Consider the following 14,064-nt stretch of genomic DNA (forward strand, 5'->3'; position numbering starts at 1 on the left):
ATAACTTTGCCTATTATACACGGCACTCGGCAAAAATGCCGCAGACAACGACTTATTGCGCTTTAAAGGCGTGCAATCGGTTCGTTGCTTTGGTCAAACCATCTGTAAACCACATTTCAGTACAACGCGCCGCTTCGTCGATGGCTTCATCAATTAACTTCTGTTCACTAACAGGCGGTTTGCCTAACACAAACCCGACAACTTTGTTTTTATCGCCCGGATGACCGATTCCGATGCGTAAACGGTGAAAGTTAGGGTTATTACCCAATTTACTGATGATGTCTTTCAGTCCATTGTGACCACCGTGGCCACCGCCCAATTTGAATTTGGCAACGCCCGGGGGCAGATCCAGTTCGTCGTGAGCGACCAGAATTTCATCCGGATTAATGCGGAAAAAACTGGCCATCGCGGCGACGGCTTTGCCGCTGAGATTCATAAATGTGGTCGGTACTAACAGGCGGACATCTTCGCCTCCGAGGGTAACTCGCGAGGTATAACCAAAGAATTTAGCCTCTTCGCGCAGTGGAGCGCGTAAACGCTCCGCCAGTAAGTCAACGAACCAGGCGCCAGCATTATGTCGCGTTGCGGCGTATTCAGCGCCAGGGTTCGCCAGGCCGACAATCAATTTAATCGTCACGTTTTTTTGTCCTGAGTGAGTACATAACTGGCGCGTAGTTTACTGGTTGCGGCCCCGCTTGACAAAAAACAGCGTGTTAAGCGCAGATAACGTAATAATTGCCTGTGTCGACTATTAGAAAGTCAAGGCGTTCAGACGTTTATTTGTAAAGTTTTGTTGAAGCGAGGGTTGTAATTGTGATCACGCCCGCACATAACCTACAGAGTGTTGTCTATACTTTACACATAAGGAAGAGGGGTATTCCCTGTTACAACCCAGAAAGTTCCGGAGGTGACACATGAAACGCAAAAACGCTTCGTTACTCGGTAACGTGCTCATGGGGTTGGGTCTGGTGGTGATGGTGGTTGGTGTGGGGTATTCAATCCTCAACCAGTTACCACAGTTTGATATGCCCCAGTATTTCGCACACGGTGCAGTGCTGAGTATTTTCGTCGGTGCCATTCTCTGGCTGGCGGGAGCCCGTGTTGGCGGGCATGAACAGGTGTGCGATCGTTACTGGTGGGTTCGCCACTATGACAAACGTTGCCGCCGTAGCGATAATCGCCGTCATAGCTAACAAATAATGTAGTTTGCTGACCAGTCAGTTTACGCTGACTGGTCAATCTCATGCCTTTCTTACAAATCCGCCATCGCCGCGCTACGATTCGGGAAGAACGCCAGACGACCCGGGATCGGTTGAATACCGGAACGAGCCATTGTGCGCAGTGGCTGGAATTCCACATTACACACGCGCAGTTCACACCCTTCAGGCAGGCGTTTCACAAAACGCTGGAACGCATCAAGACCACCCGCATCAAGCACCGGAACGGCATCCCACTTCAGAATAACAATTCGTTTGCCTTCCAGACGTGATTCCAGATCGGTGAACAGACCTTCAGCCGCCGCGAAAAACAGCGGGCCAATAACACGCAAGACCAACACATCGTCTGGAACGTCTACTGCCACCGGAGCCAGGCGAGTCATACGGGCGATACGGCGCATAAACAGCAGCGATGCCAGTACGATCCCCACACTGATGGCAATAACCATATCAAACAGCACGGTCAATGACATACACAGCAGCATGACGATGATGTCATCTTTCGGTGCATGACGCAGCAAATCGACCACTTTATGCGCTTCACTCATGTTCCACGCCACCATCAATAGCAGGGCAGCCATTGCGGAAAGCGGCAGCCAGGAAAGCAGCGGCGCCAGTACCAGCAGGGCGAGAATAACCAGAATAGAGTGGATCACCGCCGAGATGGGGGAAGTTGCTCCGGCACGGACGTTAGCGGCAGAACGCGCGATTGCAGCTGTAGCGGTAATACCACCAAAGAACGGAGCGATAATATTCCCCAATCCCTGTCCAACCAGTTCGCTGTTCGCTTTGTGTTTAGTCCCGGTCATACCGTCCAGTACCACTGCGCAGAGCAGAGATTCGATTGCCCCGAGCATTGCCATTGAGAATGCCGCAGGCAGCAGGGTACGAATGGAGTCCCATGTAAGCGTAAATTCTGAATTGGGCAGATCCCACGGCAGCACCAACTGTGGCAGCAGTTGTGGAATACCGTTACCCTGAGAACCATCGGCCAGAACGTAGTGGAATTGCGACCCGATGGTAGCAACATGTCCGCCGAGCAGGTTAACAATCCCCATCACCGCGCAACCTGCCAGCAAGGCCGGAAGGTGGCCGGGTAAGCGAATGCCCAAACGTGGCCAGAAAATCAGAATACCAAGCGTCACAATACCAATTGCGGCATCGCCTACGTTAATGGTCGGCAGCGCCATAACTAATGCGCCGACTTTTTGTAGATAATGTTCCGGGACATGGGCCATTTGCAGACCGAGAAAATCTTTAATCTGCATCGTACCGATGGTGATCCCGATACCTGAGGTGAAACCTAAGGTGACGGAAACCGGAATATATTCAATCAGGCGACCAAAGCGTGCCAGACCCATCAGGATCAAAAAGATCCCCGACAACAACGTCGCAACCAGCAGCCCTGCCAGTCCAAATTGTTGCGAAACGGGATAGAGTATTACCACAAATGCCGCAGTCGGACCGGATACGCTAAAGCGCGATCCTCCCGTCAGAGCAATGACAATCCCCGCAACAGCAGCGGTATATAAACCGTACTGTGGCGCCACACCACTACCAATAGCCAACGCCATCGCCAGCGGGATAGCAATAATCCCGACGGTTATCCCGGCAATCAGGTCACGGGTAAACCGTGCAGTAGTATATTTTTCTTTCCAGCAAGCGTCGATCAGAGCGCGGAAAGGCATCACATGTGAGGAAAATATTTTGTTCACAATAATGTTTCATCCGTGAGCGCATCATCTGTCAACTAAATGGCAGGTGAAGGAGGCATAGGTCATACAAATGGATATTACAGACAAAAAAACCCGCCGCAGCGGGTCTTTGAGCCGGGTTCGATTAATGTTCGAACATAGCAGAAATCGATTCTTCGTTGCTGATACGACGAATCGCTTCGGCCAGCATACCTGACAGGGTCAGAGTACGCACGTTCGGCAGTGATTTGATTTCGTCGCTCAGCGGAATGGTATCGCAGACAACGACTTCATCAATTACAGAGTTACGCAGGTTGTTCGCTGCGTTGCCAGAGAAGATCGGGTGAGTCGCGTACGCAAATACACGTTTAGCACCACGTTCTTTCAGCGCTTCAGCAGCTTTACACAGCGTACCGCCTGTGTCGATCATATCATCGACCAGTACGCAGTCACGACCAGCAACGTCACCGATGATATGCATCACCTGGGAAACGTTCGCGCGCGGACGACGTTTGTCGATGATTGCCATATCGGTATCGTTCAGCAACTTAGCGATAGCGCGGGCACGCACAACGCCGCCGATGTCCGGGGAAACCACAATCGGGTTATCCAGATTCAGCTGCAGCATGTCTTCCAGCAGGATCGGGCTACCAAATACGTTATCAACCGGAACGTCGAAGAATCCCTGAATCTGTTCAGCGTGCAGATCCACCGTCAGCACACGGTCAACACCGACGCTGGAGAGGAAATCTGCAACCACTTTCGCAGTGATTGGTACACGAGCGGAGCGGACGCGACGGTCCTGGCGCGCATAGCCAAAGTAGGGGATAACAGCGGTGATACGACCTGCGGAAGCACGACGCAGGGCATCAACCATAACGACTAATTCCATCAGGTTGTCGTTAGTAGGGGCACAAGTGGACTGGATGATGAAAATATCACCACCGCGTACATTTTCGTTAATTTGTACGCTGACTTCGCCGTCGCTAAAGCGACCTACAGCGGCGTCGCCGAGTGAAGTGTACAGGCGGTTGGCAATACGTTGTGCTAGTTCCGGGGTGGCGTTACCAGCAAAAAGCTTCATATCAGGCACGAGAAGAACCTCAGGCATGCGTCCATTGGTGGAAAGAATCTGCCGAAAACTGTGCGGGCCAGGCAATATTCTTTCCAGGCGGTGTATTAAAGAGCGCGATGCAACGTCTGGAACAAGGTGACGTTGTCACCGAAACTCAGCTTGCCCGGCTTAAAGCATGGCTCTGTGCAATGGGGAAAGGTTGACGCCTTTCGCCACAAAGCCATTGAGCCATTCCGGGGCTTGCTCTAGCACCTGGCGGGCTTCAGACTCTGTATCAAATTCAGCAAAGACACAGGCCCCTGTCCCAGTCAGGCGCGACGGGGCGTATTCTAACAGCCAGGAAAGCACCGCATCAACCTCGCGAAAACGTTTTCTTGCGATAACCTCGCAATCATTGCTGAATTCACATTTTAGCAACGTTTCTATTGACCTTTTCGGCGTGTTGCGCGGGAGTTCGGGATCTTTAAAAATCATTGGTGTAGGAATACTCACGCCAGGGTGCGCAACCAGATACCATTTCTCTGGTGGATTCACCGGCGTTAATATTTCGCCGACTCCTTCGGCAAAAGCAGCATGACCACGGACAAAGACTGGAACATCTGCGCCCAGCGCCAGACCGATTTCTGCCAACTCATCAACACTGAGTCCGCATTGCCACAGATGATTTAAAGCCACCAGAACTGTTGCGGCATTGGATGAACCACCGCCCAGACCACCGCCCATAGGCAAACGCTTGTCAATGCTGATATCTGCACCGCTTCCTGTCGGAAGACGCCCGCTGGCGGCGGCTGCTTTCATCAACAACCGTGCCGCGCGAACAATCAGATTATCTTCGTGTTCCACACCTTCAACGGGGGTTAACAGGCAGATTTCCCCATCGTTGCGAAGTTCAATACTGATGGTGTCGCCGTAATCCAGGAACTGAAACAGCGTTTGCAGCGTGTGATAGCCGTCCGCACGCTGACCGGTAATGTATAAAAACAGATTAAGCTTTGCCGGAGAGGGCCACTGAGTCCGCATTATTTCACTATCCAGTTATCCATTTTTAACTTGATGCGCTGACCGCCGTCGGTGAGTTCCATATTAGCAGGCATCGCAGGTTGCGTTTTAGTGTCATAACCGCCGTATACCACTTTCCAGTTTTTGCCGTTCTGGCTGTAGGTGATTTCGCTCAGGCGGTACTGGTCGTCCAGTTTGTAGTTGGTTGCATCACCTGGCAAACCTAAAATCCACTGGCGCAAGCTGTTGAGCGGGATCGGCATTCCGGTCAATTTGCTAATCATCTCTTCAGCGTCATCGGCGGTATAACGCTGGCCTTTATTGTCCACTAACTGCACATTACCCGGCTGGGCATTCAACTCCAGTTCAGTGCTGCCCAATGGGTTAGTCAGCAGCAGACGGTAGCGATCCTGGCCAGTTTGCTGCCAGAAGAAACGGGCATACACTTTTTGTTGGTCGGAAATATAGGCAAACGCACCGCGTGTCTGGTACTGATTCAGGTTGCGCACGTCTTGCTGATGCTGACGCCACTGTGGCGAATCCGGGCTTTTGCCTGGACCTTTCGGCGTCGTAACGGAACAGGCCGTGAGCACGAGAGCAGCCAGCGGTAGCAGGCGGATAAAGCGAAAATCGGGCAGGGGCATAATAATGACAAGTCCTTGAGATACGTTGCAGTTATAACCCTTAATGCTAGCGTTACCGTCAGCCATCGTCTATGTTCAAGTTGTCTTAATTGCCAGAATCTAACGGGTTTAGGCAATTACTCCAAAAGGGGGCGCTCTCTTTTATTGAACTCACGCATCCTGTATGATGCGAGCAGACTAACCATATCAACGTTGGTATTATTTCCCGCAGACATGACCCTTTTAGCACTCGGTATTAACCATAAAACGGCACCTGTATCGCTACGAGAGCGTGTATCGTTTTCGCCGGACAAGCTCGATCAGGCGCTTGACAGCCTGCTCGCGCAGCCGATGGTGCAGGGCGGCGTGGTGCTGTCGACGTGTAACCGCACAGAACTTTATCTTAGCGTTGAAGAGCAGGATAACCTGCAAGAGGCGCTCATTCGCTGGTTGTGCGACTACCACAATCTTAACGAAGAAGATCTGCGTAATAGCCTCTACTGGCATCAGGATAACGATGCGGTCAGCCATTTAATGCGTGTTGCCAGTGGCCTGGATTCACTGGTATTGGGCGAGCCACAAATCCTCGGTCAGGTAAAAAAAGCCTTTGCCGATTCGCAAAAAGGTCATATGAAGGCCAGCGAACTGGAGCGCATGTTCCAGAAATCTTTCTCCGTGGCGAAACGCGTCCGCACTGAAACAGATATTGGCGCCAGTGCTGTATCTGTTGCATTTGCGGCTTGTACGCTGGCGCGGCAGATCTTTGAGTCGCTCTCTACGGTGACAGTACTGCTGGTTGGCGCGGGCGAAACCATCGAGCTGGTGGCACGTCATCTGCGCGAACACAAAGTACAGAAGATGATTATCGCCAACCGTACTCGCGAACGAGCCCAAATTCTGGCAGATGAAGTCGGCGCGGAAGTTATTGCCCTGAGCGATATCGACGAGCGTCTGCGCGAAGCCGATATCATCATCAGTTCCACCGCTAGCCCGTTGCCGATTATCGGTAAAGGCATGGTGGAGCGCGCATTAAAAAGTCGTCGTAACCAACCGATGCTGCTGGTGGATATTGCCGTCCCACGCGATGTAGAGCCAGAAGTTGGCAAACTAGCGAATGCCTACCTTTACAGCGTTGATGATCTGCAAAGCATTATTTCGCACAACCTGGCGCAGCGTAAAGCTGCTGCAGTTGAGGCGGAAACTATCGTCGCCCAGGAAACCAGCGAATTCATGGCGTGGTTGCGCGCACAAAGTGCCAGCGAAACCATTCGCGATTATCGCAGTCAGGCTGAACAGGTTCGCGATGAGTTAACCGCCAAAGCGTTAGCGGCCCTTGAACAGGGGGGCGATGCGCAAGCCATTATGCAGGATCTGGCATGGAAACTGACAAACCGCCTGATCCATGCGCCAACGAAATCACTTCAACAGGCCGCCCGTGACGGGGATAACGAACGCCTGAATATTCTGCGCGACAGCCTCGGGCTGGAGTAGCAGTACATCATTTTCTTTTTTACAGGGTGCATTTACGCCTATGAAGCCTTCTATCGTTGCCAAACTGGAAGCCCTGCATGAACGCCATGAAGAAGTTCAGGCACTGCTGGGTGATGCGCAAACCATCGCCGACCAGGAACGTTTTCGCGCATTATCACGTGAATATGCGCAATTAAGTGATGTTTCGCGCTGTTTTACCGACTGGCAACAGGTTCAGGAAGATATCGAAACCGCGCAGATGATGCTCGACGATCCGGAAATGCGCGAGATGGCGCAGGACGAACTGCGTGAAGCCAAAGAAAAAAGCGAGCAACTGGAGCAACAGTTACAGGTTCTTTTGCTGCCAAAAGATCCCGATGATGAACGCAATGCATTTCTCGAAGTGCGTGCCGGAACCGGCGGCGATGAAGCTGCGCTGTTTGCTGGTGATCTGTTCCGTATGTACAGCCGCTACGCGGAGGCACGTCGCTGGCGAGTGGAAATCATGAGCGCCAGCGAGGGTGAACATGGCGGGTACAAAGAGATCATCGCCAAAATTAGCGGTGATAGCGTATATGGTCGTCTGAAATTTGAATCTGGCGGTCATCGTGTGCAGCGTGTTCCTGCGACGGAATCGCAAGGGCGTATTCATACTTCCGCTTGTACCGTAGCGGTAATGCCGGAACTGCCGGAAGCAGAGCTACCGGATATCAACCCGGCAGATTTGCGTATCGATACTTTCCGTTCCTCAGGTGCGGGTGGTCAGCACGTCAACACCACCGATTCGGCAATCCGTATTACTCACTTGCCGACCGGTATTGTTGTTGAATGTCAGGATGAACGTTCGCAGCATAAAAACAAAGCGAAGGCGCTTTCTGTGCTAGGTGCTCGTATCCATGCTGCGGAAATGGCAAAACGCCAGCAGGCAGAAGCCTCCACTCGTCGCAACTTGCTGGGCAGCGGCGATCGCAGCGATCGTAACCGTACCTATAACTTCCCGCAGGGGCGCGTTACCGATCACCGCATCAACCTGACACTCTACCGCCTGGATGAAGTGATGGAAGGTAAACTGGATATGCTGATAGAACCGATCGTCCAGGAACATCAGGCCGACCAACTGGCGGCGTTGTCCGAGCAGGAATAATGGAATATCAACACTGGTTGCGTGAAGCAATAAGTCAACTTCAGGCGAGCGAAAGCCCGCGGCGCGATGCTGAAATCCTGCTGGAACATGTTACCGGCAAGGGGCGCACTTATATTCTCGCCTTTGGTGAAACGCAGTTGACTGAAGAGCAATGTGAGCAACTCGACGCGCTTTTAGCCCGTCGTCGTGCCGGTGAACCTATTGCCCATTTAACCGGTGTGCGTGAGTTCTGGTCGTTGCCGTTATTTGTTTCGCCAGCGACCTTAATTCCTCGTCCGGACACTGAATGTCTGGTGGAACAGGCGTTGACGCGATTGCCTGAACAACCTTGTCGCATTCTCGATCTTGGAACTGGCACCGGGGCGATTGCCCTGGCATTGGCCAGCGAACGCCCGGATTGCGATGTTACGGCGGTTGACCGAATGCCTGACGCTGTCGCGCTTGCGAAGCGCAATGCGCAAAATCTGGCGATCACAAATATCCACATCCTGCAAAGCGACTGGTTTAGTGCGCTTGTCGGACAGCAGTTTGCGATGATTGTCAGCAATCCACCGTATATCGACGAGCAGGATCCACATCTTCAACAAGGCGATGTCCGCTTTGAGCCACTCACTGCGCTGGTTGCGGCAGACAGTGGAATGGCGGACATTGTGCATATCATCGAACAGTCGCGTAACGCGCTGGTATCCGGCGGCTTTCTGCTTCTGGAACATGGTTGGCAGCAGGGCGAAGCGGTGCGGCTGGCATTTATCCACGCGGGTTATTGTGAAGTTGAAACCTGTCGGGACTATGGTGATAACGAGCGCGTAACGCTCGGTCGTTATTATCGATGATAAATTTTACTACGCTGTTTAGCGTTCATCTCATTAGCATCGCGCTTTCTGTTGGGCTATTAACCTTACGATTCTGGCTACGTTACCAGGAGCATCCACAGGCATTCGCTCGTTGGACGCGCATTGTGCCGCCGGTTGTCGACACGGTGTTATTACTTAGCGGCATCGCGCTGATGGCTAAAGCGCACATCCTGCCATTTTCCGGGCAGGCACAATGGCTGACTGAAAAGCTGTTTGGAGTTATCATTTATATCGTTTTGGGTTTTATTGCACTCGATTATCGTCGGATGCACAGTCAGCAGGTGCGCATTATTGCCTTCCCGCTGGCGCTGGTGGTGCTGTACATCATCATTAAACTCGCCACCACAAAAGTACCGTTACTGGGGTAAGTCATGAGATCGTTAGCTGATTTCGAATTTAATAAAGCACCGCTGTGCGAAGGCATGATCCTGGCTTGCGAAGCAATCCGCCGCGATTTTCCCTCGCAAGATGTATACGACGAACTGGAGCGTCTCGTTAATCTGGCGAAGGAAGAAATTAGCCAGCTTCTGCCTTTAGAAGAGCAGCTGGGAAAATTGATCGCGCTGTTTTACGGCGAATGGGGATTTAAAGCCTCACGCGGTGTTTATCGTCTTTCCGATGCATTATGGCTGGATCAGGTGTTAAAAAATCGGCAGGGCAGTGCGGTATCATTAGGCGCCGTTTTGTTGTGGGTCGCTAATCGTCTCGATTTGCCGCTGCTGCCGGTGATTTTCCCGACGCAACTTATATTGCGCATAGAATGCCCGGACGGAGAAATCTGGCTGATTAACCCTTTTAACGGTGAATCATTAAGCGAACATATGCTGGATGTGTGGTTAAAGGGAAATATCAGCCCGTCTGCGGAACTGTTTTATGAAGACCTGGATGAAGCCGATAACATTGAGGTTATCCGTAAACTGTTGGATACACTGAAAGCGTCGCTGATGGAAGAAAATCAGATGGAACTGGCATTACGCACCAGCGAAGCCTTATTACAATTTAACCCCGAAGATCCGTATGAAATTCGCGATCGTGGGTTGATTTACGCGCAACTGGATTGCGAACACGTTGCGTTGAATGATTTAAATTATTTCGTTGAACAGTGTCCGGAAGATCCGATCAGCGAAATGATACGTGCGCAAATTAATAACATCGCGCATAAACATATTGTGCTGCATTAATTAATCGACACTTTACTTAAGATTAAGGCGATCCTATGAAACAAAAAGTGGTTAGCATTGGCGACATCAACGTAGCAAATGACCTGCCGTTCGTGCTGTTTGGCGGTATGAACGTGCTGGAATCTCGCGATCTGGCGATGCGCATTTGCGAACACTACGTAACCGTAACCCAGAAACTGGGTATCCCTTACGTGTTCAAAGCCTCTTTTGACAAAGCCAACCGTTCCTCCATCCACTCTTATCGTGGACCAGGACTGGAAGAAGGGATGAAAATCTTCCAGGAACTGAAACAGACATTTGGCGTAAAAATTATCACTGACGTTCATGAACCAAGCCAGGCACAGCCCGTTGCTGATGTGGTAGATGTTATTCAGTTGCCAGCGTTTCTTGCTCGCCAGACTGACCTGGTGGAAGCGATGGCGAAAACTGGCGCAGTAATTAACGTCAAGAAACCACAGTTCGTCAGTCCAGGTCAGATGGGTAATATCGTTGATAAATTCAAAGAAGGCGGCAACGATAAAGTGATTCTTTGTGACCGTGGCGCTAACTTCGGTTACGACAACCTGGTCGTTGATATGCTGGGCTTCAGCATAATGAAGAAAGTCTCTGGCAATTCCCCGGTAATTTTCGACGTTACCCACGCACTGCAATGCCGCGATCCGTTTGGTGCTGCTTCCGGCGGTCGTCGTGCTCAGGTTGCCGAACTGGCACGTGCCGGTATGGCTGTAGGTTTGGCTGGCCTGTTTATTGAGGCGCATCCGGATCCTGAACATGCGAAATGCGACGGTCCATCCGCGCTGCCGTTGGCTAAACTGGAGCCGTTCCTCAAGCAGATGAAAGCGATTGATGAGCTGGTTAAAGGTTTCGACGAACTGGATACCAGCAAGTAATTTTTTTCTTTTAAATCAGAAGCCTTACCATTTATGGTAGGGCTTTTTTATGTGTGTCTGATACAAAAAAGGCCGCAGGATTATGTCACCCTGCGACCGGTTTCGGGCGCATATTGCCATTACGGCAGCCTGACGCCCGTTTTTACGTTACTTTCGGTTACGCCACCAGCTGACAATCGCTGCGGTAATAATTCCCGCAAGGATCGGTGCTGCCAGGTTATGCCAGAAAATCACGGCAAACTGCGCGAGCGTCATATAGCCGCCTTTTTGTTGTAATGACAACGTTTCGCGGCTATTCTTGAAGTGTCTGGTTTCAAGATTAGCCCCCGTTCTGTTGTCAGGTTTTGCCTCTCAACGTGCGGGGGTTTTCTCTTTCCAGCAACCAATGCCGCCAGGGATAAAGCCCCCACAACATTGCGCCTCACCGGATAACTCCGGCTTGGTGTGGATTCTATATCTCAAGTCTTCGTTACTTCATCCCTGTAATATTGGCAATGCTGCATGCGTTCCGGCTTTTCATCAGTTGTTGCAGTCGTTTCATGAGTGCTCTGGACGAGCTTCCGGATCGGGGGCCAGTGTTTACTTGCGGAAGAGATAAATACAAAAAAGGCCGCAGGATTATGTCACCCTGCGGCCAGTTTTGGGCGCATATTGCCATTACGGCAGCCTGACGCCCGTTTTTACGTTACTTCCGGCTACGCCACCAGCTGACAATCGCTGCGGTAATAATTCCCGCAAGGATTGGTGCTGCCAGGTCGTGCCAGAAAATCACGGCAAACTGCGCGAGCGTCATATAGCCGCCTTTTTTGTTGTAATGGCAACATTTCGCGGCTATTCTTGAATTGTTCTGGTTCAAGATTAGCCCCCGTTCTGTTATCAGGTTTTACCTCTCAACGTGCGGGGGTTTTCTCTTTCCAGCAACCAATGCCGCCAGGGATAAAGCCCCCACAACATTGCGCCTCACCGGATAACTCCGGCTTGGTGTGGATTCTATATCTCAAGTCTTCGTTACTTCATCCCTGTAATATTGGCAATGCTGCATGCGTTCCGGCTTTTAATCAGTTGTTGCAGTCGTTTCATGAGTGCTCTGGACGAGCTTCCGGAGCGGGTTGCCAGTGTTTACTTGCGGCAGAGATAAACACAAAAAAGGCCGCAGGATTATGTCACCCTGCGGCCGGTTTCGGGCACATATTGCCATTACGGCAGCCTGACGCCCGTTTTACGTTACTTCCGGTTACGCCACCAGCTGACAATCGCAGCGGTAATAATTCCCGCAAGGATCGGTGCTGCCAGGTCGTGCCAGAAAATCACGGCAAACTGCGCGAGCGTCATATAGCCGCCTTTTTTGTTGTAATGGCAACATTTCGCGGCTATTCTTGAATTGTTGATGGTTCAAGATTAGCCCCCGTTCTGTTGTCAGGTTTTACCTCTCAACGTGCGGGGGTTTTCTCTTTCCAGCAACCAATGCCGCCAGGGATAAAGCCCCCACAACATTGCGCCTCACCGGATAACTCCGGCTTGGTGTCGATACTACGTCTCAACTCATCTTCACTTCATCCCTGAAGTGTTTGCAATGAAGAGTGCATTCCGGTTTTTCAACAGCTCTTGCAGCGGTTTCGTGTAGGTTGTGGTACAGGCTCGCAAATCTGATTAACGACCTGTTCAGGTAGTATGAAGAAATACAATACGCAGACATTTATATTATCTCCCCCGATTTCCGTCATCGGAGGAGATATAAATGTCAGGCAAATATTGTCATTAAATAAGCCGCAAACAGTGCCAGATGCGCCGCGCCGTTGAGCACGTTAGTACGGCCGGTTGAAAATGAAATATGGCACAGTACTAAAGAGGCTACCATTACCACCATTTCTGGTGCGCCCAGAGCAAACTGCAATTCATTACCCGTCATAAAGGCGATAAGCGTTACAACGGGTACGGTAAGCGAGATAGTCGCTAATACCGAGCCAAAGAACAGATTCATCGCGCGCTGGACCTGGTTGCTTAAAACTGCTTTTAACGCGCCTAAACCTTCCGGCGACAGAATCAATAGCGCCACCAGGAAACCGGTAAAGGCCACCGGCGCATTCATGCTGGTGAGCAATGTTTCTAGCGGGCTGGCGTTCATTTTGGTGACCGCAATAACGGCAATTAGATGGATAATCAACCAGATGGCATGCCACAGGCTGCTATGAGCAGACGGTTTGCCATGATGTGGATCGTCATCATCACTGTCATCTTCATGCTCATAGACAAACAGACTTTGATGCGTTTTGGTTTGAATCAGCAAAAATACGCCGTACATCGCTGCGGAAATTAATGCCACAAGTAACGCCTGACCGGTCGAAAAATTCGCTGCAGGCAGCGCCATCGGAAATACCAGCACGATTATGGCTAATGGGAACAGGGCAATTAAATACTGTTTAATACCAAACAGATTCATATATTGGGTAGCAAATTTACGTCCACCCAGCAGTAATGAAAAACCAACCAGTCCGCCGGTAACAATCATAATGATTGAATAGAGCGTATCTCGCATTAATGTCGGCGCTGCATCGCCGGTCGCCATTAAGGCTGAAATCAAGCTGACTTCAAGAATAACGACGGAAAGGCTAAGAATAAGCGAACCGTAAGGTTCACCCAGACGATGGGCTAGTACGTCCGCATGACGGACAACACTAAAAGCACTGCTTAAAATACCAATAAGAGCAAGAAGGTTGATGCCAATAACCACTGGTAGTGTTTGGCTGCTTCCCCACAGGGACAGCACTACCAGCGCCAGAACCGGGAAAATAAGCGAAGTCTCCTTGTGGCGGGTTTTCACCGCCTCGTGAGCATTTGTCATTATGGTTATCCTTTGCAGATGAATTTGTCGGAAATGTAATAAATAGGCAGGAAAAATAACAGAAAGTGTCAGGAT

At 51.0% G+C, this 14,064-nt stretch carries 16 protein-coding genes; 7 read left to right on the forward strand and 9 right to left on the reverse strand.

Features of this window, described 5'->3' with window-relative positions; translation table 11 throughout:
- Positions 1–52: 52 nt before the first annotated feature.
- Positions 53–637 (reverse strand): aminoacyl-tRNA hydrolase, encoded by a 585-nt coding sequence (gene pth / locus A9180_RS10890; RefSeq protein ID WP_000152933.1) that lies wholly within the window; start codon positions 635–637, stop codon positions 53–55.
- A gap of 277 nt (positions 638–914) precedes the next feature.
- Here pth and ychH point away from each other — a divergent pair, with 277 nt between their 5' ends.
- Positions 915–1,193: a stress-induced protein YchH gene (ychH, locus tag A9180_RS10895; RefSeq protein WP_064528711.1), complete on the forward strand. Its 279-nt coding sequence runs from the start codon at positions 915–917 to the stop codon at positions 1,191–1,193.
- A 59-nt stretch (positions 1,194–1,252) separates the two neighbouring features.
- Here ychH and dauA read toward each other — a convergent pair whose 3' ends face one another.
- The 4 genes from dauA to lolB form a co-directional block, all read right to left on the reverse strand.
- Positions 1,253–2,932 carry a C4-dicarboxylic acid transporter DauA gene (dauA, locus tag A9180_RS10900; protein ID WP_074399526.1) on the reverse strand — a complete coding sequence of 560 codons (1,680 nt, stop codon included), beginning with the start codon at positions 2,930–2,932 and terminating at the stop codon, positions 1,253–1,255.
- Between the two features lie 124 nt (positions 2,933–3,056).
- Complete coding sequence (gene prs, locus A9180_RS10905) at positions 3,057–4,004, reverse strand: ribose-phosphate diphosphokinase (protein ID WP_001298109.1); 948 nt, start codon at positions 4,002–4,004, stop codon at positions 3,057–3,059.
- Between the two features lie 150 nt (positions 4,005–4,154).
- On the reverse strand, positions 4,155–5,006 hold the full coding sequence (gene ispE, locus A9180_RS10910) for a 4-(cytidine 5'-diphospho)-2-C-methyl-D-erythritol kinase (protein WP_064528715.1): 852 nt from the start codon (positions 5,004–5,006) through the stop codon (positions 4,155–4,157).
- Entirely contained in the window at positions 5,006–5,629 is a 624-nt protein-coding gene (gene lolB / locus A9180_RS10915; protein ID WP_064528837.1) for a lipoprotein insertase outer membrane protein LolB, read from the reverse strand. Before lolB ends, ispE begins: the two co-directional genes overlap by 1 nt.
- Before the next feature lie 213 nt (positions 5,630–5,842).
- Between lolB and hemA the strand changes: the two genes are divergently transcribed.
- From hemA to kdsA, 6 genes are read left to right on the forward strand one after another with little or no spacing between them, the layout of a single operon-like run.
- The gene (gene hemA / locus A9180_RS10920) at positions 5,843–7,099 is read left to right on the forward strand and encodes a glutamyl-tRNA reductase (protein ID WP_010346781.1); all 1,257 of its coding nucleotides are present in this window, start codon (positions 5,843–5,845) and stop codon (positions 7,097–7,099) included.
- Between the two features lie 40 nt (positions 7,100–7,139).
- Positions 7,140–8,222: a peptide chain release factor 1 gene (gene prfA, locus A9180_RS10925; RefSeq protein ID WP_064528717.1), complete on the forward strand. Its 1,083-nt coding sequence runs from the start codon at positions 7,140–7,142 to the stop codon at positions 8,220–8,222.
- The gene (gene prmC, locus A9180_RS10930) at positions 8,222–9,055 is read left to right on the forward strand and encodes a peptide chain release factor N(5)-glutamine methyltransferase (protein ID WP_064528719.1); all 834 of its coding nucleotides are present in this window, start codon (positions 8,222–8,224) and stop codon (positions 9,053–9,055) included. Before prfA ends, prmC begins: the two co-directional genes overlap by 1 nt.
- Positions 9,052–9,444 (forward strand): invasion regulator SirB2, encoded by a 393-nt coding sequence (gene sirB2 / locus A9180_RS10935; protein ID WP_064528720.1) that lies wholly within the window; start codon positions 9,052–9,054, stop codon positions 9,442–9,444. Before prmC ends, sirB2 begins: the two co-directional genes overlap by 4 nt.
- Positions 9,445–9,447: 3 nt before the next feature.
- A complete protein-coding gene (sirB1, locus tag A9180_RS10940; protein ID WP_064528722.1) occupies positions 9,448–10,257 on the forward strand; it encodes an invasion regulator SirB1 in 810 nt (269 codons plus the stop codon).
- Positions 10,258–10,292: 35 nt separating this feature from the next.
- Positions 10,293–11,147 (forward strand): 3-deoxy-8-phosphooctulonate synthase, encoded by an 855-nt coding sequence (kdsA, locus tag A9180_RS10945; RefSeq protein ID WP_064528724.1) that lies wholly within the window; start codon positions 10,293–10,295, stop codon positions 11,145–11,147.
- Between the two features lie 147 nt (positions 11,148–11,294).
- On the opposite strand, the gene A9180_RS10950 is transcribed toward kdsA, so the two are convergent.
- The 4 genes from A9180_RS10950 to chaA all read right to left on the reverse strand — a co-directional run bounded on the left by A9180_RS10950 (position 11,295) and on the right by chaA (position 13,989).
- Positions 11,295–11,402 (reverse strand): type I toxin-antitoxin system toxin Ldr family protein, encoded by a 108-nt coding sequence (locus tag A9180_RS10950; protein ID WP_064528726.1) that lies wholly within the window; start codon positions 11,400–11,402, stop codon positions 11,295–11,297.
- A 430-nt stretch (positions 11,403–11,832) separates the two neighbouring features.
- A complete protein-coding gene (locus tag A9180_RS10955) occupies positions 11,833–11,940 on the reverse strand; it encodes a type I toxin-antitoxin system toxin Ldr family protein (RefSeq protein WP_064528728.1) in 108 nt (35 codons plus the stop codon).
- 431 nt (positions 11,941–12,371) lie between these two features.
- Positions 12,372–12,479 carry a type I toxin-antitoxin system toxin Ldr family protein gene (locus A9180_RS10960; RefSeq protein ID WP_064528730.1) on the reverse strand — a complete coding sequence of 36 codons (108 nt, stop codon included), beginning with the start codon at positions 12,477–12,479 and terminating at the stop codon, positions 12,372–12,374.
- 409 nt (positions 12,480–12,888) lie between these two features.
- A complete protein-coding gene (gene chaA / locus A9180_RS10965) occupies positions 12,889–13,989 on the reverse strand; it encodes a sodium-potassium/proton antiporter ChaA (protein WP_064528732.1) in 1,101 nt (366 codons plus the stop codon).
- Positions 13,990–14,064 lie beyond the last annotated feature (75 nt).

This window comes from Escherichia sp. B1147, from assembly GCF_001660175.1.
Classification (GTDB): domain Bacteria; phylum Pseudomonadota; class Gammaproteobacteria; order Enterobacterales; family Enterobacteriaceae; genus Escherichia; species Escherichia whittamii.

Bases quoted from the DNA above. Each gene is read 5' to 3' on its own strand.
- ychH (WP_064528711.1), top strand. From the start codon at position 915: ATGAAACGCAAAAACGCTTCGTTACTCGGTAACGTGCTCATGGGGTTG.
- ispE (WP_064528715.1), bottom strand. From the start codon at position 5,006: ATGCGGACTCAGTGGCCCTCTCCGGCAAAGCTTAATCTGTTTTTATAC.
- lolB (WP_064528837.1), bottom strand. From the start codon at position 5,629: ATGCCCCTGCCCGATTTTCGCTTTATCCGCCTGCTACCGCTGGCTGCT.
- hemA (WP_010346781.1), top strand. From the start codon at position 5,843: ATGACCCTTTTAGCACTCGGTATTAACCATAAAACGGCACCTGTATCG.
- prfA (WP_064528717.1), top strand. From the start codon at position 7,140: ATGAAGCCTTCTATCGTTGCCAAACTGGAAGCCCTGCATGAACGCCAT.
- prmC (WP_064528719.1), top strand. From the start codon at position 8,222: ATGGAATATCAACACTGGTTGCGTGAAGCAATAAGTCAACTTCAGGCG.
- sirB2 (WP_064528720.1), top strand. From the start codon at position 9,052: ATGATAAATTTTACTACGCTGTTTAGCGTTCATCTCATTAGCATCGCG.
- sirB1 (WP_064528722.1), top strand. From the start codon at position 9,448: ATGAGATCGTTAGCTGATTTCGAATTTAATAAAGCACCGCTGTGCGAA.
- kdsA (WP_064528724.1), top strand. From the start codon at position 10,293: ATGAAACAAAAAGTGGTTAGCATTGGCGACATCAACGTAGCAAATGAC.
- A9180_RS10950 (WP_064528726.1), bottom strand. From the start codon at position 11,402: ATGACGCTCGCGCAGTTTGCCGTGATTTTCTGGCATAACCTGGCAGCA.
- A9180_RS10955 (WP_064528728.1), bottom strand. From the start codon at position 11,940: ATGACGCTCGCGCAGTTTGCCGTGATTTTCTGGCACGACCTGGCAGCA.
- A9180_RS10960 (WP_064528730.1), bottom strand. From the start codon at position 12,479: ATGACGCTCGCGCAGTTTGCCGTGATTTTCTGGCACGACCTGGCAGCA.
- chaA (WP_064528732.1), bottom strand. From the start codon at position 13,989: ATGACAAATGCTCACGAGGCGGTGAAAACCCGCCACAAGGAGACTTCG.